The sequence below is a fragment of the Parapedobacter sp. genome, from assembly GCF_053550995.1.
The window spans coordinates 45,166-66,457 of record NZ_JBMQOC010000082.1 but is presented as its reverse complement, the minus strand read 5'-3'; the positions used below and the strand labels follow the sequence as shown (position 1 = coordinate 66,457).

At 49.5% G+C, this 21,292-nt stretch carries 19 protein-coding genes; 7 read left to right on the top strand and 12 right to left on the bottom strand.

Annotated elements, in window-relative coordinates; translation table 11 throughout:
* Nucleotides 1-16 precede the first annotated feature (16 nt).
* A complete protein-coding gene (locus ACO1NT_RS11700; protein ID WP_449048807.1) occupies nt 17-796 on the top strand; it encodes an MBL fold metallo-hydrolase in 780 nt (259 codons plus the stop codon).
* On the opposite strand, the gene ACO1NT_RS11695 is transcribed toward ACO1NT_RS11700, so the two are convergent.
* The 5 genes from ACO1NT_RS11695 to ACO1NT_RS11675 are packed head-to-tail and all read right to left on the bottom strand — an operon-like array spanning nt 793 to nt 8,612.
* The gene (locus ACO1NT_RS11695) at nt 793-1,743 is read right to left on the bottom strand and encodes an endonuclease/exonuclease/phosphatase family protein (RefSeq protein ID WP_449048806.1); all 951 of its coding nucleotides are present in this window, start codon (nt 1,741-1,743) and stop codon (nt 793-795) included. The genes ACO1NT_RS11700 and ACO1NT_RS11695 overlap by 4 nt on opposite strands.
* A gap of 17 nt (nt 1,744-1,760) precedes the next feature.
* Complete coding sequence (locus tag ACO1NT_RS11690) at nt 1,761-2,693, bottom strand: endonuclease/exonuclease/phosphatase family protein (RefSeq protein WP_449048805.1); 933 nt, start codon at nt 2,691-2,693, stop codon at nt 1,761-1,763.
* Nucleotides 2,654-3,514: a metallophosphoesterase family protein gene (locus tag ACO1NT_RS11685; RefSeq protein ID WP_449048804.1), complete on the bottom strand. Its 861-nt coding sequence runs from the start codon at nt 3,512-3,514 to the stop codon at nt 2,654-2,656. The genes ACO1NT_RS11690 and ACO1NT_RS11685 overlap by 40 nt, the downstream gene beginning before the upstream one ends.
* 31 nt (nt 3,515-3,545) lie before the next feature.
* Nucleotides 3,546-5,336 (bottom strand): RagB/SusD family nutrient uptake outer membrane protein, encoded by a 1,791-nt coding sequence (locus ACO1NT_RS11680; protein ID WP_449048803.1) that lies wholly within the window; start codon nt 5,334-5,336, stop codon nt 3,546-3,548.
* A gap of 18 nt (nt 5,337-5,354) precedes the next feature.
* Complete coding sequence (locus ACO1NT_RS11675; RefSeq protein WP_449048802.1) at nt 5,355-8,612, bottom strand: SusC/RagA family TonB-linked outer membrane protein; 3,258 nt, start codon at nt 8,610-8,612, stop codon at nt 5,355-5,357.
* 330 nt (nt 8,613-8,942) lie between these two features.
* Here ACO1NT_RS11675 and ACO1NT_RS11670 point away from each other — a divergent pair, with 330 nt between their 5' ends.
* Nucleotides 8,943-9,560 carry a TetR family transcriptional regulator gene (locus tag ACO1NT_RS11670; protein ID WP_449048801.1) on the top strand — a complete coding sequence of 206 codons (618 nt, stop codon included), beginning with the start codon at nt 8,943-8,945 and terminating at the stop codon, nt 9,558-9,560.
* Here ACO1NT_RS11670 and ACO1NT_RS11665 read toward each other — a convergent pair.
* Together ACO1NT_RS11665 and ACO1NT_RS11660 are read right to left on the bottom strand one after the other, a co-directional pair.
* Nucleotides 9,522-9,797: a CBU_0592 family membrane protein gene (locus ACO1NT_RS11665; RefSeq protein ID WP_449048816.1), complete on the bottom strand. Its 276-nt coding sequence runs from the start codon at nt 9,795-9,797 to the stop codon at nt 9,522-9,524. The two genes, ACO1NT_RS11670 and ACO1NT_RS11665, sit on opposite strands and share 39 nt — an antisense overlap.
* A gap of 72 nt (nt 9,798-9,869) precedes the next feature.
* Nucleotides 9,870-12,188: a DUF4886 domain-containing protein gene (locus ACO1NT_RS11660; protein WP_449048800.1), complete on the bottom strand. Its 2,319-nt coding sequence runs from the start codon at nt 12,186-12,188 to the stop codon at nt 9,870-9,872.
* Between the two features lie 127 nt (nt 12,189-12,315).
* Here ACO1NT_RS11660 and ACO1NT_RS11655 point away from each other — a divergent pair, with 127 nt between their 5' ends.
* Both ACO1NT_RS11655 and ACO1NT_RS11650 read left to right on the top strand, forming a co-directional pair.
* A complete protein-coding gene (locus ACO1NT_RS11655) occupies nt 12,316-12,897 on the top strand; it encodes a C40 family peptidase (protein WP_449048799.1) in 582 nt (193 codons plus the stop codon).
* 36 nt (nt 12,898-12,933) lie between these two features.
* Nucleotides 12,934-13,446: a phosphoribosyltransferase family protein gene (locus ACO1NT_RS11650; RefSeq protein WP_449048798.1), complete on the top strand. Its 513-nt coding sequence runs from the start codon at nt 12,934-12,936 to the stop codon at nt 13,444-13,446.
* A gap of 20 nt (nt 13,447-13,466) precedes the next feature.
* Here ACO1NT_RS11650 and ACO1NT_RS11645 read toward each other — a convergent pair whose 3' ends face one another.
* From ACO1NT_RS11645 to ACO1NT_RS11625, 5 genes are all read right to left on the bottom strand, one after another.
* Entirely contained in the window at nt 13,467-14,909 is a 1,443-nt protein-coding gene (locus ACO1NT_RS11645) for a LysM peptidoglycan-binding domain-containing protein (protein WP_449048797.1), read from the bottom strand.
* A gap of 245 nt (nt 14,910-15,154) precedes the next feature.
* Entirely contained in the window at nt 15,155-15,355 is a 201-nt protein-coding gene (gene tatA / locus ACO1NT_RS11640) for a twin-arginine translocase TatA/TatE family subunit (RefSeq protein WP_449048796.1), read from the bottom strand.
* 150 nt (nt 15,356-15,505) lie between these two features.
* A complete protein-coding gene (locus ACO1NT_RS11635; protein ID WP_449048795.1) occupies nt 15,506-16,795 on the bottom strand; it encodes a murein hydrolase activator EnvC family protein in 1,290 nt (429 codons plus the stop codon).
* Between the two features lie 87 nt (nt 16,796-16,882).
* Nucleotides 16,883-17,674 carry a DUF4292 domain-containing protein gene (locus ACO1NT_RS11630; protein WP_449048794.1) on the bottom strand — a complete coding sequence of 264 codons (792 nt, stop codon included), beginning with the start codon at nt 17,672-17,674 and terminating at the stop codon, nt 16,883-16,885.
* On the bottom strand, nt 17,652-19,388 hold the full coding sequence (locus tag ACO1NT_RS11625) for a tetratricopeptide repeat protein (protein WP_449048793.1): 1,737 nt from the start codon (nt 19,386-19,388) through the stop codon (nt 17,652-17,654). The genes ACO1NT_RS11630 and ACO1NT_RS11625 overlap by 23 nt, the downstream gene beginning before the upstream one ends.
* A 104-nt stretch (nt 19,389-19,492) precedes the next feature.
* Between ACO1NT_RS11625 and rplM the strand changes: the two genes are divergently transcribed.
* The 3 genes from rplM to rpsB are packed head-to-tail and all read left to right on the top strand — an operon-like array spanning nt 19,493 to nt 21,228.
* On the top strand, nt 19,493-19,936 hold the full coding sequence (gene rplM, locus ACO1NT_RS11620; protein WP_449048792.1) for a 50S ribosomal protein L13: 444 nt from the start codon (nt 19,493-19,495) through the stop codon (nt 19,934-19,936).
* A gap of 11 nt (nt 19,937-19,947) precedes the next feature.
* Nucleotides 19,948-20,334 carry a 30S ribosomal protein S9 gene (rpsI, locus tag ACO1NT_RS11615; protein WP_262249355.1) on the top strand — a complete coding sequence of 129 codons (387 nt, stop codon included), beginning with the start codon at nt 19,948-19,950 and terminating at the stop codon, nt 20,332-20,334.
* Nucleotides 20,335-20,355: 21 nt separating this feature from the next.
* Nucleotides 20,356-21,228: a 30S ribosomal protein S2 gene (gene rpsB, locus ACO1NT_RS11610; RefSeq protein WP_449048791.1), complete on the top strand. Its 873-nt coding sequence runs from the start codon at nt 20,356-20,358 to the stop codon at nt 21,226-21,228.
* Nucleotides 21,229-21,292: the final 64 nt, after the last annotated feature.

Below are 21,292 nucleotides of genomic sequence, written 5' to 3'. Positions count from 1 at the left end.
GGGTAAAGATAAAAACATGCAGGCACATTCCTTATTCGAAGGCTCATTTTCCGTCGATTCATCTAAAAAATTCGTTCCTTTTGATGCGGCTAAAGATCGCAAAAAAGATCGTCCCGGTTCGCTATTTATCCATGTGCATCCGTTTTTGATCGAATCGGCCAATGGGTTATTGCTGCTCGACACGGGCATTGGCCATGAAGACCATGACGGCGACCTGCAGTTGCATTATAATATAAGGAAAGCCGGTTTCGACCCGCATGATGTGCGGTATGTATTACTATCGCACCTACATAAAGACCATGTGGGTGGCACCGTGGTAGATCGCAATGGCACGTTCCGTGTTGCTTTCCCGGATGCGGAGTATGTGGTGCAGCGGGGCGAATGGGAAGATGCATACAGCAGCATGTCAGATTCGTACAGAACCGAAATCTTCGACGTGCTCCAGCGCAGCGGCAACCTCGTGCTGGTGGAGGGAGCGGGGTCGGTTAACAACGAGATCAGCTACGAGGTTTCGGGGGGGCATACGCCCCATCACCAGGTCTTCCATATCCAAACGGGCGGCGAGCACTTCTTTTATGGCGGTGATGAAGCGCCCGAACCGGAGCAGTTTTTCCGCCAATTTGCGGCCAAGTACGACTATGATGGTCGCAAATCCATGGAATTGCGGCAGGCCTATTGGGAGCGCGGCTGTGCCGAAGGCTGGATATTCCTGATGTATCACTCTACGAATATCGCCATCGGGCGGCCTGAGCGGAAGGAAAATGGCGATTGGCGGCTGGTGGATGCTTCAAGCTAACGCATCGCCAATTCTACCACCACCGCCCGATGGTCCGAAGGCCAGGGCTGGATGGCCAGGTCGGTCATCGGGGACGGCTCGCCCACAACCGCGGCCTCTTGCACGGTGAACCTATCCTTGCTCACATAAACCAAGTCTATCCGGTCGTGGACCTCCGGGTTACGCCATAGGCCTTCTACCGACGTCCACGTATAACCCGGCCGCTGCTTCACATCGGGGTACACCACCCGGTATGCATCTTTAAAACCACGATCGATTAGGAGCGCGGTGGCTGGCCAGTGCACAGCAAAAGGCAACAACGTATCTCCGCGGTCTTCGATGGCTTTTTCTGTCCAATCGAGGCAGCTCGGCTCGTTGAAATCACCTACCAATATGGTTGGGTAATCGCTGTAGGCTGCAATTTCGTCCAACATATCCTGCACTTGGTGAAGCCGCGCCTTTCTGGCGGAAGCTTCGGCAGCGGCTGCGTCCGGCAACTTTCCATCGGCAATGTCATACGGCTCATATGGGGTATACATAAGATGCATCACCCCGAAGACGATATCCGCGCCGTTGGAAAGTTGCAGCACTACCGCTTGGGATACCTTGGTGGTATCCACCGGCTGGATATCGAACCGCGAAATCACCGCGCGGCTCGCGTCAACGATATGGCAATACCACCCCAGGCTATCTGCAAGCAATTTGGCCCGCGATGCACCATCACTTTGGTTAGTGGTCTGTTCCTGGAAGCCTACTACGTCGGCGTTAGCACGGCGAATAGCGGCTAATTGATATTTGACGGTGGTATCACGCGGCAGCTTCACCGCATCGCCGCCATGCCATAGGTTGAAGGTCATCACGCGGAGTGTGCCGGATTCACCTGATTTCCGATTGTTTGTAGACTGGCACGAAATGCTGAAAAAGGCTACAAGGAGTGTCTGGAAAATTACCAGGAGTATACGCAGCATAAGATTGGTTTTTGGTATCATATTCTTTTTTGAATTTTAAACGTGGTCAATACGGCCGCATGGTCTGAAGGGTATTTGACAGGATGTGTATCAATAGTCTCTGAATCCATAGCCTTGAGAACACTTCCCCGATAAAAAATATAATCGATACGGTCTTGAAAAGCATTCGGAAATGCCGGGCTCCAAGTAATCCCACGCACCGCCAGTGGATCGGGATGTACTTCGCGGAAAGAATCGATAAAACCATGCTTTTCCATCAACAAAGTCGCCGGGAACGGCATAACGTAACCTTCGTTGAGATGCCTGGTCTCCGGCACCCAATCCAGGTGCGAGCCTGAATTGAAATCGCCACAAATGATAACAGGAACATGCTCAGCGTTCGCAATGGCAGGTTGTAGTACATTGATGATCTCGCGGAGGATACCGGTATTCTTTTCACCCTGAAACTGCCTCTGCCATCCGGCCGAGTCGACGGGCTGTCCCTTTTCCAGCATATCCCAATAATCAAAGGGGTAATTGAGCCAATTGCAGGCGACGACCACGTGTTGTCCGTTTACATCAATGGTAACTGCCCCGCTGTTAAATGCGCTGTGGGCCTGCAACGTATCGACAACGGGGTATCTGCTCATGATGGATAGGTTGGAACTGCGCAGGTAGAGGTGGTACCCCAATTCATCGGCAATCCGCTCGCCCGAGCCGTACGCTTCCTGCATGGCCACGATATCTGCACCTGCATCGCGGATAACATCAACGACACGCAGAGGGCCTTCTTCTTCTCCGGTTTCTCTTCCTCCATGCCAGATGTTGAAGGTCATCACCTTAAGGTATTGCGCCTGTGCATCTACTCGGATAACCCCGATAAGACATAGGGCTACCGCGTACTTCCATACCCTACGGACGTTCATCATACTTACTTGCCGGCCTCCCACCCATAATCGATATATTCCCATGAAAAGTCGTTGCCATCGATGCTCACTTTGAGATATCCTTCTTCGGTGCCATGGAAGGCACCGCCCCACCAACTAGCGCACACGGCCCCGGCTGTGATGAACTGGACCCCTTTTACCTTGATTTCCTCGTACAGGTGCTGGTGACCCTGCAGCACCAATTTTAGGTTATGACTGCCAAATAAATCAAAGATCTCCTTTTGATTGGCAAAGGTATCTGCTGATGTATAACGGCCCTCAAGTACGGGATAATACAACGAAAGGAAGGGCACATGCGTGGATATGACGATGGGTTGTTCTCTCGGTGTTTGGGTAAGAAGTCGGGTAAGCCACTGTTGTTGTTGCGCATCCAGACAATATTGCCCGTTACCGATTTGCGTGGAATTCAATACGATGAACAACCACCCTTTATGTTCAAAGGAATAATAGGTCTTCCCGAAAAAAGACTCAAATAGTTTTTCGCCATACGCACCACTTTTTTCACCATCGCCCCAGTAACGGTCATGGTTGCCGATGGTGTAATAAAAAGGGAGTGCCGATTGGTCGGCAACTGCTTTGTAGTCGCTGAATAGTTTGACTGCCGTGTTGCGTTGGTCGCTGTTCATCGCATCGACATCGGCGTTGTCACCTCCGGTCAGGATAAAGTCCATGTTGCTATTTTCGGCAGATTGGATGGCTTGTTTGAAACCTTCCAAACTTCGGGATTCAGGATTCGTATTGGTATGGATATCCGTCAGGAATGCAAATGAGAAAGCGTCTTGGGCATGTACTGAGAATAGCGTTAGGAAACCGATACATGCTGTACCTAAAATTCTTTTCAACATCGTTTTTTATTTTATCTGAATAATATCTTGATTACTCCCAATCAAACAACTGATACAAATGGGGGTTCAATATCGTTTCGGCATTTGGCACGGGACGGTAATAATATTTGGGCTCAACAAAGGTACGTTCCCGATCGTCAGTGACCAAAAAACCACCGTTTGTACCATTTTCGAGATAAATGGAGGCACCGCCACCGATGGTACCTATGGTATAATAAACCAACTGCACACCGAGTGAATTTCGCTCGCGCTCCGTGGGAATGGTCTGTCCCTCGGGTATTAGCCGGATATCGGGCACATCGTCGCCGGTTAAGTCATAGTCGCCTACGCCTGGAAAATACATGCCCACAGGGATATTCTCCAGCAGCTTGCCCGCATGCCAGCGCATCAAGTCGTCATAACGGCTATCCTCAAATGCCAACTCCACCCGTCGCTCGCGCCGGATTTCGAGTATGACCCCTTGGTTTGCGCCAACAACATTTGCGAATTTTTCCACCAGTACCGGGTCGGGATCTGCATTTGAAACGGCCAGATTGAGATGCGGCATGGCCACACGGTCACGCAACAAGTTTACGGTCCTATCCAGATCCGCCTGGGTGAGGGTGCCTAGCTCGGCTTTTGCCTCTGCCAGTATCAACAACACTTCCGCGTAACGGTGTACAGGTACGTCCGCACTATTCAGTATGACTTGATCCGTACTATTGACATAACCTTTCAACTGGTGGTACCCTGTAAAATTTCGAGCGAGAAATTGAACATAGGGGGCGTCGTCTTGTGCGCGCTGCCAGCCGGGATAGGCGATGGTCTGGGCCAGTCGGGGGTCGCGGTTTTCAAATTCTTCTACGAACCCCAGCGTTTCATATCCGGATAAGTCAGTAAAACGCGAGCCATCAGCCCGCAAATAAGTTTGCACAAGATCGCGTGCCGGCGATTGCTCGTAGTTACCGAATACACCCGTGTTTTGGTTTCCGCTTCTATTTTTAGTTTGGTCGAAGCTGTTCACCAAAATCATCTCGCTATTACCCGTTAGGTCTTGGTTGCCAAACAAATCTGCATAATCCGATGCCGGGTTTCCCGTATTGTGAATGCTGAAGCCCCCTTCGGTAATGATCTGTTCGGCGATTGCTACTGCCTTTTCCAAAAAAGCATCCGCTGTACCCTGTAATCCCAATTCGGGATGGTATTTCCGATAGGTACCCTCATAGAGTGCGATTTTGGCCGCCATAGTCGCCACGGCCCATCTGTCTGGCGTACCGGTTGGCACATCGTCACGTACGTTTGCCATGGCGAACTCCAAATCGGCCATTACATTATCCATAACCAATTCCCGCGGATCCTGTGCCTTGTAGAGTTCCTCATCGTCGGGGTTAAGCGTACCCGAATACCAGGGCACATCGGAAAACCGTTTAACCTTGCCGTGATATAAAGCCGCTCGGTAGTAACGGGCCAAGCCGGCGTAATGATTCTTCACATCCTCGGTAACAACCGCCCGGTTGTAATTCTCCAGAAAGTAATTGATGGTGCGCAACCTATCCCACGACCACCCACCGGAAATGTTTTGCGACGAAGGATCGCCGGTCATGATGTTTTTCACCTCAACAGCTGCTGTCGTAGCCAAGTTATCCGTACTCTGGTCGGAAAGGTACATACCGTGGCCCGCTAGGTCTAACATGCCATTGATGTACAGCGCTAAATCCTCTTCCGTATTGAAAAATACTTCTGGGGTAACGGACGTCTGCGGGTAACGGTCGAGGAACCCTTTCTGACAAGAAGTTGCCATAGTCGCCAACGCCGCTAAGAACAGTATTTTGTATCTTTTCATGATATCTTTTATTTTTTGTCAAAATCCAATATTCAGCCCAAATGCAAACTTCCGTTGAAATGGATAGGCCCAGGCGCTGCTATCCGTATTATTATTGATCGCTTCGGGGTCTACAAATCGTTTCACTTCTGAAAATTCGAAAATATTTTCACCGGTAATAAAAAGCCGCAACCTGCCCATGCCCCACCGTTGGATCATCTCATGAGGAAGCGAATAACCCAGTGTAATATTTTTCACTCGCAGATACGCCCCGTTGAGCAGGTATTGCGTATTAGGGATGTCTAATCCAGCCCCGTAGTTGGCATCGGCCAACCACGACTGCAAAACGGGATAAGTTGCATCCAGATTTTGATCGGCAAGACCGGCCGCTATATATGCCGCCGAATGTTTGGCCCGCTGTTCGGGCGTATCGTCCTGGGCGCGGTAGTGATCCAGGTGCCAGGGGTATACGTTCGCATAGGGTTGCTGGTAGGGGCCCCAGAACAAATAATGCCTTGGATAGAAATCACGCTTTAATACCCCTTGGAGGAAGACCGAGGCATCGAAGCCATGCCAATCCAAATTGAGGTTAAATCCGATTCGGTAGCGATCGGCTGAATTTCCGATGATGGTACGGTCTTTCATATCATCGATGGTTTGCCCGAGCTCGATCTTCCCATCGCCATCTATATCTTTGAATTTCGGCCATCCGGGCACAATGTCAAGCGCCCCCCATGGGATGATGGCGGTTTCGTCCAAAGCCTCGATTTCTTCGGCTGACTGGAAGAAACCGTCGCCGATCAGCCCATATAGCGTGCCAAATTCGTAACCTTCAAAGTACTGCGACAGCAGGCGTTGGTCGTTCTTGAATTTGGTGATATGCGCCCGGGAATCGGAAAGCACCAATTTGGCTTCCAACCGAAGTGGCTTAGCGGCCACAGTGAAATTGTCCTTGTAGGTCAAGGAAAGCTCCCACCCCTTTCCCCGTAGATCCGCCGAATTTTGCTTCGGAACACTGGTACCCAATACCGCTGGCAGCTGTTCGCCCGCGACCAGCATGCCCGTGGTCTCGCGGATAAAGTAATCAAAGCCCGCAAAAACCCGGTCATTCAGTAGCCCGACATCGGTACCGAAGTTGATCGTTGCGACATTTTCCCAAGTGTAATTGGCGGGGTTGATGGTCAGCGAGGGTGCCCCCGTGACGATTTGCCGTTGAGTGCCGTCGATGAGGTAATTTGATAGCGCGGTGCCCATGGTCTGGATGTAAGAAAAGTCACCCACGTTTTGATTGCCGAGACTACCGTATGAGGCACGCAACTTCAGATTGGAAAAAGCTGGCTTTAGTGCGTCGAAGAATGGTTCGTTGCTGACAATCCACGCCCCCGATACGGAGGGGAAGAAGCCCCAGCGGTTGGAAGACGGAAACCTTGACGAGCCGTCGTAACGTCCTGTTCCTTCGAAGATATACCGGCCGTTGATCGTATAGTTCAGTCGGCCGAACACACTCTGGGTTGCATAAGAGCTGTACTGTGCATTAATACGTGATTCGCCGGTGGTCAGCTCCAAATAGGGCAGCGTGGATGAGATAAGCTGGTCTCGCTGGGCGATGGTGGTTTCCCAAACGTAGTCTTCCTGGTTGTAGCCCGCCGTGAGGCTGAAGTCGTGGATACCAAAGGTTTTGTTGTAATTCGCATAGAGGTTGAATACGTTGTTCTGGATCTCTCCCCGCCGATCGTACACAAAACCATTGCCACCTTCCTCCCGGATATCGTCGGGACCGTAGCCAATTTTGTACTTTTTCGAATGTCGCGGATAGCGCCAGTATTCCCGTTTGAAGCTGGCATCACCGGTAACGGTCAGGTCGCCATTGAAGAAGGTTCCCACCGCGTTGAAAATGTTCTGGAAGCCGAACATATGTTCATTGTTATTTCCGCCATCTACCAACCGTGCCGCCAGTCGGCCTGCGGCGTTATTCGCCCAAGTACCGTCGGGATTCTTGGCCACGTTGGTCGGTTGCAGATAATAAATGTCGGTGATACTGGCGTACGGTTTCGCGATATCCGTTTGATAAACGTTCATATTATTATCCAGTTTCAACCATTTCATCGGATTGAACGTGAGCCTTCCTCTAATCCCCTTGCGCTGCCAATAGTCGTCCGCCAGCTTATTCAACCCGTTATCTTTGGTATAATCAGCCGACAGGTAATACGAAAGGGGCTTCTCGTTAATCATTGCGCCACCGGAAAGCGCTATATTGTGTGATTGGGAAACGGTAGCCTCCTTAAAAAAATAATCATTCCAGTTATTGTTGCCCATGTACTCCCACTCGTTGGGATTATTCGGGTTAATCCGCACGTCGGGCAACGACGGGTCTTCCGATCGCTCCTTCGCCCATTGGTAATAAGCCTCGTTGAATTGCACATAGCTGGGACCGTTCCAAGGGGTATTAAGCGTGGAGTTTTCGAGTACGCGCGAGAAGATGTAGGGATCGGTTACCGGGTCGGGCATTTCCGTGGGTCGACCAAAGGAAGTTGTGAGGTTATAGCTGATACGTTGTGTTCCTTGGTGACCTCGCTTGGTGGTAATCAGGATGACGCCGTAGGCCGCCCGGGCGCCATAGATGGCCGCCGATGAGGCATCGCGCAATACGGTATAGGAAGCGATGTCGTTGGGACTCAGCCGAATCATGTCATAAGTATCGGAAACGGGTATTCCGTCGATGACGATGAGCGGCGACCCACCGTTTATAGACGTTGTCCCCCGGATATTGATGTTCGGTATCCCGCCGGGCGAACCGTTGCCATAGGTAATATTCAAACCCGGGCTGACCCCTTGGAGGCCCTGCATGATATTGGATACCGGCCTCGACTCCAACTGTGCGCCGGAAATCTGGTCCACCGCACCGGTCAGGTTGCTCTTCTGTTGCGTTCCAAAGCCTACGACGATGACCTCGTCGAGGTTACCTGCATCTGCTTCCAACGCGACCTCCAACTCGGCTTGGCCCGTGTACTGCAGTTCTTGGGATTTGTAACCCACCATGCGGAAGACCAACGTAGCACCCTTCTCCAAGCCAACAAGTACGTATTGCCCGCCCTCATCGGTTGCGGTACCTAAAGACGTCCCTTGCACAACCACACTCGCGCCGACCAGTGCCTGACCGGCTTGATCCGCTACCTTGCCCACCAGGCGATTTTGCGCCATCGCATCAAAAGCTACTATTTGCACCAACACAAGTATAGCGCCAATACAACTCCAAATACTCCACCGTTGGGTCTTACCTTGTCGCTGTTCTTTCATAATCGAATCTTAAGTTTATTTATTAATTGAACATTTAGTCAAAAATCAAATGTAGTTTATTTACTTAAAGGGTAGTTAACGATTGTATTATCTATTTGTAAAGTGTTATTATTGGTCGGTATACGAGTACCGGTTTATATATGCAATGTTATTGTCTTTTAATTGATTATACAAGAGAAAAATTCATGCAATCGATTGTATATTATCAATCAATCGATTGCGACAATTGATTTCTGTAACAAAAAATTGAATGAACATACAATTAATCAAATGTAAATAACTAGTTCATATAATTTTACTAATTTCGCAAACCATTATTGACACATACCCATGGGAAGAAAAAGCTTAAAAGAAGCCAGGCAGTTAGAAATCATCAAGGTCTTTTATAAAGTGGCTAAAAGGGAAGGGCTCGAAAATACGTCCATTGCAAAGATTGCCAAGGTGATGGATATCAACCCTAGCCTTATCATTCACTATTTCCAAACGAAGGACGACCTTACTTATGCGTTGATTGACTATATATTGGACAAATATCTGCTTATTTACCGCGCCGGAAAAAACAACGATATTCCCCTCCGTGAGGCATTGGTTACGGTGATCGACGATTTGTTTTCGAGGAAGTGGAATAAATTATTCGACGATGGACTATTTTACAGCTGCTATGCACTGACATTCCGTGACAAAAAAGTCAAAACGAAATATAAAAAACTCACAGATTCACTTAGAGCGCAGCTTGCAGCGCTTATCGATCGCTGCAATGCGGCTGGCGTTACCCATGTCAATAATCCGGTCCGAATTGCCGAACTCATTTTTGCACTGATTGACGGTTCTTATTTTTATTTAAGTCTTTCAACCAACCCCAAGACCTTCAACGAAAAAATAACTGATTATAAGGCCGAAGCTTATCGCTTACTTGGTCTTGGTGATTTGACGGCCCCGTCGTCTTAAGCTTGAGCGCCGCTGTGAATACCGGACGATCCCAAATAGTGCAATGAGCACCCATATACCATTTGCGGCAAGGTTTGGGGTATCTTTAAAATAGAAGGCACTTATAACCAAACCTATCCCGCCGATTACATTTAACACCTGATAAAGCGGGCTATCAAATCGCAACACTTTCAGATTAAGGAGCAAGTATGCCGATGAGCAAAAAATAAACCCAAGCCATCCGATAATGGTCACCATTGTATCTGTCATCTCCTTCAGTGCTTTCCGTTATGCGAATGTGCAGACGGTTTCATTGCCGCAGGCACTTGATTATGTTGCATCCGCAGCGAAAAGTGCAGCCGCCTCATGATCCTCAAATTTCTCGATCTGCGATTTCAACAGTCGCTTCATCTCGGCAGTAACCGCCTCATACCCTTTTTTGCCGTATAGGTTATGCATTTCGTGAGGGTCTTCCTTGAGATCAAAAAGCTCCCAAGCATCCACCCGCTCATAGAAGCGGATAAGTTTATACCGCGCATTGCGTACGCCGAAGTGAGGCGAAACGGCGTGCTCGCCGTTTTCGTAATAATGATAATAAACCGCATCCCGGATGGTGCTGTCGGGGTGGCGGAACAAAGGTTGCAGTGGCAACCCCTGCATATCTTGTGGTATCTCCGCACCACCCAGCTTGAGGAGGGTCGGTGCGATATCGGTATTCTCCACAAACCCGTCGACCACAGATCCCGGCTCAATCGTACCCGGGAACCGGGCCAACATCGGGGTACGGAATGACTCCTCATACATAAACCGCTTATCGAACCACCCATGCTCACCCAAATAGAACCCTTGGTCGGAAAGATAAATCACCAACGTGTTATCGGCCAATCCGTTTGCATCCAGATAGTCCAATATCCGTCCGATATTGCGATCCAGCGATGCCGCCGTGCTGAGGTAATCACGCATGTAGCGCCGGTATTTCCATTCCGCCAGGGCTCGGCCGCTAAGATTTTGGGCGTTGAAATCTGCAAAGATCGGCTGATAATACGCATCGAATTTCTGCCGTTGTTCGCTATTCATCCGCTTGATTGCCCCCTCGCGGTCGGCCGCGGCCACAGGCTCCATCTTCAGGTCGTAGCCCATCCGTATATCCTTGGCGATGTTCATTTCCTGTCCCGATGCCGCTTTCCGGCCTGCATAATCATCGTAGAACGTTTCGGGCAATGGAAAATCGACCGTGTCGTAGCGGCCGAAATCCGCGGTATCCGGCAACCAGGTACGGTGCGTTGCCTTATGGCCAATTACCAGGCAGAACGGTTCACTGCGATCGCGCCCATCCAGCCAGGCCACGGCCTTATCGGTAATGATGTTTGTTACATAGCCTTCTACGTGTTCCCGCTCGCCACCCGTGTTGATGAAATCGGGATTATAATATGCCCCTTGGCCGGGTAGGATGCTGTAATAGTCGAAACCTTGCGGACTATTCCCGAGGTGTTGCTTGCCGATCCACGCGGTTTGGTAGCCGACATTCTGCAGCCCCTTCACGAACAGATCCTGACCGTGGTCGAATGTAGACGTTGCGTTATCTTTGAAGCCATTTTTGTGACTGTATTTTCCCGTGAGTAAGGTAGCGCGACTGGGGCCGCAGATGGAGTTGGTTACGTATGCGCTCGTAAAGCGGGCCCCCTCGTGGGCAATCCGATCCATATTGGGGGTCGCCACCAAGCCATGGCCATAGGCTCCGATGGCCTGGAAAGCATGGTCGTCTGACACAATAAGCAGGATATTGGGGCGCTGCACCGACGCTATTTCCGTAACGGCAAAGGGTTGTTGAACGGCTACGTGAGCGGCTTGCTTCGCTACAGCCGCCTGTGCCACGGTAACGCCCTCCGGCCGATAGCGTTCAACAGGTGCCTGCTCACCAAACAATGTTTCGAACCATGTACATGCCGCGATGAACCGACCGATGTGGAGATCGAGGTGATACCCATCGCGCGTAAGGTGATCGCCGATGAAACTGGTACGCGCACTCTGGATGGCCGTACCGCAGGGCACCACCCTATCAATCGTAACCAACTTCCGCGTGTTCGCGGATGCTTCCATGATAGCGTGGTACATTTCATGCTGGTCGTTGTGATAGTTCGCAAAACCTGGGTGGGTGGAGTTAGCGGCATACGCCCATGTTTGGTGCCAGATATGTTTCACGCTGCGATCCGTTACGCTATCGATGTAACGGTGCAGTTTGGGGAGTGGCGCCGCGTAACTATCGGGCCGGCCTGATAGCGGACTGGCCTGTTGTAAAGACACATAATCCCACTGTTCATCATGCAGCGCCGTGCGTATACTAACGCCTTCTTTGGTGGTTTTTACCCCGTCAACATTTATCTTGCGGTAACTATAGGCTGCCTTGTCTGCCTGTGCATTTTCCCAATGTAACGATAGGGGCGCTCCCCCGATATACATATTGCCGATAATCATCGGCTTATCGGCCGCCACCGCCAACTCGTGCAGGTATTGTTCAACAGCATCTTGCGAAAAACTATTGCCAATAGCCAATACCCTCAAGGTATCGGGCTGTTCCCGAGCATTTACGCCATAGGCAATCCCTACAAAAAAGCTTATAATCAGTAAAAAACGAGTGATTTGAAACATGTCCAATTATAAGCACTTTTTTCTTTGCATCAATGGAATTTTTAGCATAGATTTGCCCGCACACGGTTTACCTGTGTAATATGCTGTAATCGATCAATGTCTGCATGTTTCATAAAAAGGCCATTTCATGAAGAGGAAAATATCAGTAGCCTGCCTGCTATTTGCTTGCCTATTTACTGTATCGCAAGCACAAACGTCGGCCGACCAGCCTGTAAACCCTTCCGATCCAGACAATCTAGCTAAAGATTACTTCTCCCAAATAATGGGCGTCGCGGTATCGGCTTCTACGAATACAAAACTTTACCAGTTTATATACGAATGGATAGGAACCCCTTATCGTTTGGGCGGAAAGACCAAACGCGGAGTGGACTGCTCGAAATTTGCATATGAGTTATACGATAAAGTTTTCAACACCACACTGGGCCACAATAGCCGCAACACCTACACGCAGGTGGACCCCATAGCAAAAGACAAACTGATGCCGGGTGACCTGGTATTTTTTAAGATACGCAGCCGTAATATTACCCATGTAGGCGTTTACATCGGCGATGATAAATTCGCACATGCTTCCTCGAGCCGCGGTGTGATGATCAGTGACTTGAATGATGCCTACTGGAAACGCTACTACTACAATGGCGGCCGAATGCTGGCTGCGGCCGAAACCAGCGGATCAAGCGAAGAACAGACACTATCACCATCGGTGCATTGAAAGTCGGGGGTGGCCATCGCACTGACAACTAGGAACATGTCTACGAAAAAGGTATTAATCCTCAACCAAGAGCAGATAGCAAAAAAGATTACCCGCATTGCCTATCAATTGGTGGAAGACAATTTCGAGGAAACCGCCATTGTCTTGGTGGGCATCGCTGATCGTGGCTATGTATTTGCCCAACGTCTGAAAACAGAACTGGAACGGATCTCCTCCTTCGAAATAACACTTATAAAAGTTACCCTGGACAAAACGAGCAGTACTTTACGTGCGGAGACGGATATCCCCATTGAACAGGCAAAAGACAAAGTCGTCGTGTTGGTAGATGACGTATTAAACAGTGGGCGTACACTGGCCTATGGCATCGGTGTATTTTTCGATGTGCCGTTAAAGAAGATGCGTACGGCCGTATTGATCGACAGGAGCCACCATAAGTTTCCGATATTCAGTGATTTCTCAGGCTTGAAGCTCTCTACCATCCTCAAAGAGCATGTTACGGTCCAACTCCGCGAACATGACGGCGGTGAGGATGCTGCATGGCTTATCTAATCTAAACCTGATTCCAAAGGCTACTTTACTTTTATTTTCAACGTCATCCCCGGTTTAATCCGGCTGCTCCGCAACCCATTGTCCGACTTGATCGCCGCAACACTTGTCGATTGATGCCGCTGGGCAATGCCCGACAGCGTGTCGCCCCTTTTTACGCGATAGGAGATATAGGAAGCACTGGCAGGCGACTCCGCAGAGGATTTAGTGGATTTCCCGCCCGAGGCCATCACGCGAAGCGGTTGCCCTGGTACAATGGTATTGTTCTTTAGCCTATTCCACACCTTTAGATCCTGAACGCTCACATGGTAGCGGTTGGCTATCTCACCGAGTGTTTCACCCTTTCGCACGCGGTGGGTAACGGCGTTCTCAGCCTCCCTAGTAGCGCCTTCATTCGCCGCATAAAATGCTTGCATCTTATTGGGGGTATTCAATATAGCATATAATGCCGGGTATGCTTGCGGCGGGGCTTCCGGCAGTATCAATCTTTTGGGCATATCGTCCGTGCCGTTCACCACCCCCCGTTTATAGGCCGGGTTCAGCGATTTGATCACCTCTTCTTCCACGTCCAATGCTTGAGCGACACCGCGCAACGGCACATGTTTCTGTACCCATACGATCTCGGTTTGCAGGGGGATAGCCGGCGACGCAGGAACAATACCGTGCTCTTCGGCATATTCCATCATGTAAGTAATGGCAATAAAAGCAGGCACGTAATTGCGGGTCTCGCGTGGCAGGAAACGGCTGATGGCCCAATAATCGGGATCGGCTAACCCCGACCGTTGGATAGCACGCAATACATTCCCCTTACCGCAATTGTAAGAAGCGATCGCCAACAACCAATCGCCGAATTCGTTGTACGCATCTGAAAAATACGCTGCGGCTGCACGGCTCGCGGCAATCGGGTCCTTCCGCTCGTCGACATAACTATCCATGGCGAGATCATACATCCGGGCGGTCCCAAACATAAACTGCCATAACCCCGTGGCACCGACCCGTGACACGGCATGTGGGTTCAATGCCGATTCAACAATGGATAGGTATTTAATTTCTTCGGGGATACCCGCTTGCGAAAACACCCGCTCATATATCGGGAAATAATAACGGGATAGCCCCATCATTTGTTCAAGATGCCGTTTGTACCGCGCGGTACTGTACGCATCGATATAAGATTGTACCTGGGCATTATAGGTAAGTGGAACCTCTTTCTGCAGATATATTAAGCGTCCTTCCACCGTTTCCGGCACGAATTCAAACATGGGCGACAACTCCACTTCCTCTTCGAGGTCAACGAAATTGATACTGTCTGCTATGAGTTCCAGTCGTATATCAATCGTCCGTTCGGCACTATTTTTTGCGGTTAATGTATCAGACAACAGATCATTAATGGGGAGGGTTTCGGATAGTGCCACTTGGACACATAACATACCACCTACGGCCATCGCCGAAATCTTATTTAACACCATGCTTTACTACGTTGGTCTACACATGCCATAAATTTCACATCTCAGCTATAGGTTAGCTTATTAGTGAATTACCAATACGATACTGGGTAAGTATATATTACGTGAAAACGTAAGGATTTATTTTTTATTGTACGGCCATCAATAAAAAATGGATCATTGAACAAGTAGCCGCTAAAATCAATGGACTTTACACCAAGGCAGAAGTTTGGCATAAAGTCCTTCTCCGTATTGGATACGGGTTATTTTTATTGCTTGTTCGATTCCAACTCTTCTTTAGGGCTTTCCGCTTTGGGGTTTTCCTTCTGTCCTTCTTTGAACTCCCGGATACCACGCCCCATTCCACGCATTAATTCGGGGATTTTCCGACCGCCAAACAATAAGAGAAGCGCTAAAACAATCAGGATAATCTCTTGGGCACCAAGAAATAACAACACTGAATCTACCATAACCGTTGTTTTAAATTTTTTTAATCCACCCTGCCTTCACAAACAGGGCGATGTTGCAAATGTACGTATAATATTTAATTCCACTGTTTATTTTTTGTTTATCGATTCCTTATTTGCTCTTAAGGCATCGATAAGCGCACTACCCGCGCACTACTTGGCTAACCACGGTTCCGGGTTTATCGGGGCCGCCCCTTCCCAGATCTCGAAATGCACTTCCGATGTTCCGTCTTGCGGATCCACCAATGCCGTTCCCAACGCTTGGCCTCGCTGAACGGTCTGCCCACGCTTCACCGTAGGGTTTCCAAGCTTTGTATACACCGTAAAGTATTTACCGTGCTGCACGATAATCGCGTACGATCCAGCCATATTGGCCACTTGAATGATCGTCCCGTCGAAAATCGCCTGCACCTGCGCATTGTTATTCGTTCGAATAGTGATTCCAGCATTTTCAACGGTAACGTTCCTTCCGATGGTGTGCCGCCCGAAGCGCTGCGTAATGATCCCTTGCTGCACAGGCCACGGCAGGCGCCCACGATTGCCGGCGAAGTCGGCCGAAAGCTTTGCAGCTGCCGGTGTATTGGCCAGCACTTCCGTATCGCTTTTGCGTACAGCAGGCTTTTCCGCTTCTACTTCTGCCACGGTTTTCCCTGTCCGCTCGGCTTCCAGTGCCAGCGCAGCCTTACGAGCCTCTTCTTCTATGCGGCGCTGTTCCGCAATTTCTCGCTGGATAGCGGTTCGGATGGCACGTGCCAAACGCTCATCCTCCTGCTGCTTCTTCCGCAGCTCCTGCTGGAATTTCTTCTCTTGCGTCGTAAGTGCCTGCAATACCTTGGATTGTGCACCCTGTTCCTGGGCAATGGTCTTCCTTTCGCTCTCTTGCTCGGCAAGCAATGAAGCCTGCTCCTTTTTGCTAGCCTCCAGTTGCGCCACTTTCAGGGCAATTTCCTTCTGCGTCTCTTCGATTTCTTGGGCGCGCAGCTTTCGCGAGTCATTGAATTGCTGAAGGTATTTGACGCGCTTGAACGCCTGGTTGAAATCTTTCGAGGCGAAGATAAACATCATCTTATTATATGCATTCCGGTTGCGGAAGGCGAACATGATCATGCGCTCATAGTCTTTTCGCAACTTTTCAAGCTGGTCACGAAGGCCCTGAATGGTTTTGTTGTGGGATGCAATCTGATTGTTGATCAGTTTGATTTCGCTGCTAATGGTACTGATTTTCTTTTCGCGCAGGCGCAACTGGGTATTCAGGGCGTTTACTTGCTTGAGCGATAAGCTTCGATCACTCGACGTGGTTTTCAGGCTTTGGTTAAGGCGTTCAATCTCCTTATTCAACTGCTCCCGCTGCTTCCGCAACTCGGCACTGCTCTGTGCATGGACAGCAGCCAGCGTTAAAAAGAAGAATACAATTACGCTTAATGTTCCTTTTAGATAACTCATCTATATACCACTTAAAACCTCAGCTCGCAGCCCATTATTGTCTGCGAAAGTAATAAATCTACACCGATAATTATGCATCGTTCTGCATTATTGAACTTCCGTGTATCTCGATGGAACGGTGAAAGGCATTTCAACCTTCTCATCGTAAACCACGTTGCTATACCGCATCTCGGATTGAAGGGTCAGATGAGATGAAGTGATCGAAATCTCCATATGATTGGGAAAGAAATTTCCAGCGACCAACCGGTAATCGGAATAAAACGCCTCCAATTGTTGGTTACGTGCCGGCGCCGATATCGCGGTATATTTATTTTGGTAATCAGTACCCACGCGCACGGAATACCCCAACCCTTCCGACTGCCTTTGCAGCAGATAACCATCGGCACCCTGCCAAACCGCCAAACCATCACCCGCCATCTGGTGAAGCACATCACCTACCAACAAACTTTCCAAGCTGGCAAAGTCCAATCCGTTGCCTGTAAAATTACGTAAGTATACAAAAGGCTTTCTGATATATTCGGATCGCAGGCGGTTGATGACTTTAATGCTATCGGGGGTAATGAGCACGCGTGCGACCTCAATGCCCATGAGGGCCGTCATTGAAATCCAGATGGCCTCGCCGCGTACCAGACGTACGTTGGCTGTCACATCGTAACGTTCCTTCCCATTGACGGTGAGCATACTTTTGGCGCGGCCACTGAACGTATTGTAGTGCAGTTGCTGTTCGGCAATACGGTCCATCACCTCCACCTTCGCCGCCCCTGATACTTCCTCTTCACTGCTTCCCGATGAAACAACCCGCTTCTTCGGCCCACATGAAAACACCAGCGCCAATACGAGGTAACACCCGGCCCACCTAATCAATGTATTGCTTCGCATCGATTTTTTGGGATAGTTTATCAATATCCTTGCCAACCGCTTGGGAAAGGTTTCTGGCCTTCTTCCATTGGGCGACGGCTTTGTTTACATGCCCCAGTTTCGCCAGGATATCGCCATAGTGTTCCAGCAAGGTTTCCGATGCGGAGCCAGCGCGCTCTATCGCCTTCTCAATCCATGACAACGCCGTTTCATAGTCGCCCTGTTGGAAGAGGACCCATGCATACGTATCTTGATACGACGGGTAATCGGGCTCCAATTCATTAGACCGCCGGGACATTTCGGCCGCAAGCGGTAGCTTCTGTTTACGGAGGGCTAGATAATAAGCATAGTTATTCAAAGCATAGGCATTGGTACTGTCTAACGCGATAGCCTCCTCATATGCCACATCTGACTCGGCATGCATATCCATCGCATTATAAACATCGCCCAAACTGCTGTACAATTGCGTCAAGAGCCGCTCATTTTCCCCGTTTGCATTATTTAGGGCCGCCTCCAAATGCGTACGTGCCGCTTGATAGTGCTTGTTCGCCAGATAGCCATGACCGGTAAAAAATAAGATGAGCGGCTTACCGGGAAAGAGCGCCAGCGCTTCCTTTCCATGGGATTCGACATCGTCATACCGGCCCAACTGCAGTTCGACTTGCAGCAACTGTTGCCAAACACCTTCGATATACTGGTTGATATCCAGCGCTGCCAAATAGGCGTCACGGGCCACATCCGGTTGCTGCAATTGCATGTAGATGTCACCCCGCACCGCATGGGCTTTAACTTCCTTTGGATAATTCTGTGTAAACAAATCGGCCAATTCGGCAACGTAAATCTCATCGAGCGAGTGTCGTTTATTGGCAAGCGCGCTGTACAGTATACCCGCTTTGGCATCCATGCCCAAGCTGTCGCTGCCAAACGCCTCCTTAAGATAACGATACGCCTGTTTTTGCTCCCCCATGGCCAAGTAAGCATCCGATTTGCCAAGTAGTACGAGCGGCTCGTTGGGGAAGATAGCTATCGCTTCATCCAAAAGGTCAATGGCCTTCTTGGTTTCGTCCACCTTCGTATACATCTCCGCCAGCAATATATAAGCCTTGCTCTCACGGGGCTTTCTAGCAACCAGGTCTTCCAACTCAGCGATGGCTGCCTCCGTGTTGCCTTGAGCCAGGTAAATTTGATGCTTCGTGAGGTATAGATCATCGGTCTTCCCGAATCGTGCGCTTATCGTGTCGCACGTGGCCAAGGCAGCCTCATACTTTTTGTCTAGGAATAACGCGTAAGCCTTCTCGTGATAGAAGGAAGCATTTCCGGGATTAAGCCGGATAAGCTCATCCAATACGACAGGGATGGCTTTTACGTTTCGGGTTTTCCGGTATACTTCCAGTACGATGTTCCAATAATTTTCGTTGTCCGGCTTAAGCTCGGCTGCCCGTAATGCGGCATGGCTGGCGGCGGCAAAATCTTCATTTTCCGCGTATATCTGAGCCAGTTGGGAATGGGCTAGATCGTTGTCAGGCTGTAGCTGGATTACTGTTTCGAACGTCTTTTCCGCCAGTGCCAATTGCCCCGATGCCTTCTGCTTCATTCCCTTATCATACAGGTTTTTGACTATCAAACTATCGGTAGTATGCCCGGTACCGGCCACCTTCGTCTCTTGGGCGATGGTAACCCCAACCATGCACCATACGCTGCTAACCACAACCATAACCCGGGAAACCTTAATCATTACTCGCCACATAACTTTGAAAAATAAATTTTATTGTTGTACCTTTGCAGTCCCTTAAAATAAAGGGGTTAAATATATTTATTAATTATTTCAAAACAAAGCAAGTGAATACGTTAAGTTACAAAACTGTCTCTGCCAACAAAAACACCGTCAACAAGGAGTGGATTGTTGTTGACGCTGAGGGCGAGATTTTGGGGCGCTTGTCATCCCAGATTGCCAAGGTAATCCGGGGGAAACACAAGCCATCGTACACCCCACACGTAGACTGCGGCGATAACGTGATCGTGATCAATGCAGACAAAGTAAGGTTGACTGGCAACAAGCTCGAAGACAAAGTGTACCAGCGGTACACCGGTTATCCGGGTGGCCAGCGTTTCAATTCTCCGAAAGAATTATTGGCGAAGCACCCCACGCGTATCGTGGAAAAGGCCGTACGTGGCATGCTACCCAAAAACCGGTTGGGGCGCGTCTTGTTCAAGAACCTGTATGTATATGCAGGCAACGAACACCCCCATGCAGCGCAAAATCCAAAAACTGTTAAATTCTAAGGAGTAAAGAAATGTCGACAACAAACACTTCAGGAAGAAGAAAAACCGCAGTAGCCCGCATTTACCTGAGCGCAGGCAGCGGTAATATTACCGTAAACGGCAAAGACTATAAGGAGTATTTCCCTACATTGCCATTACAATACATTGTGACCCAAAGTACAGAAGTAGCTGGAGCAACTGGCAACTATGATGTAAAGGTTAACGTAGCCGGCGGCGGCATCAAAGGGCAAGCAGAAGCAGTTCGCCTAGCCATCGCCAAGGCATTGATTACCCTAGACCCCGAGGTGAAACCTGCGCTACGCGCGAAAGGATTGGTAACACGCGACGACCGGATGGTAGAGCGTAAGAAACCAGGACGCCGCAAAGCACGTAGGAAGTTCCAATTCAGTAAACGTTAATCTTTTAAGGAGAACAAAAAAATGGCAAGAACGACATATCAAGAGCTGTTGGATGCAGGTGTACACTTCGGTCACCTTACCCGCAAATGGGATCCGAAAATGGCCAAGTACATTTTCATGGAGCGCAATGGCATCCATATCATTGACTTAAATAAAACCCTCACCAAACTGGAGGAAGCGGCTTCCGCAATCAAGCAGGTGGTGAAATCAGGAAGAAAAGTGCTATTCGTAGCCACCAAGAAGCAAGCGAAGGAAATTGTTGCCGAACAAGCGAAGGCTGTAAACATGCCGTTTGTGACCGAACGTTGGCTCGGCGGGATGCTTACGAACTTCGCCACCGTCCGCAAGTCGATCAAAAAGATGTCAAACATCGACAAAATGACCAAAGACGGCACCTTCGATGTATTATCGAAAAAAGAAAAATTGATGATACAGCGCGAACGCGTAAAATTGGAAAACCTCTTGGGGGGTATCGCCGATTTGAACCGCTTGCCGGCTGCCCTTTTCATCATCGACGTGAAGAAAGAGCATATTGCCGTAAGTGAAGCCATGAAGCTGAATATCCCAACGTTTGCTATGGTAGACACCAACTCGGACCCTTCCAACATCGATTTCCCTGTCCCTGCCAACGATGATGCATCCAAATCGATTGCCCTCATCACGGAAATCATTGGAAAGGCAATTCAGGAAGGGCTTGAAGAGCGCAAACGCGACAAAGAGGAGGAAGCTGAAAAAGAAGCCGCAGCTGCAAAAGCCAAGATAGACAACGGCGAAGAAGCGGAAGTTGAAGTCGAAGCGAAAGAAGAAGCCAAGGCCGATACCGACGGAAAACGCCCCCGCAAAGCAAAAGCCGAGGCCACTGCCGAAGCTGAAGGCAGCCAAGACGGAGAATAACCGCATATTTAAACCGGATGGACAGGGGGCGCTGGAAGAGATATCAACTTCCGTCAACCCATGT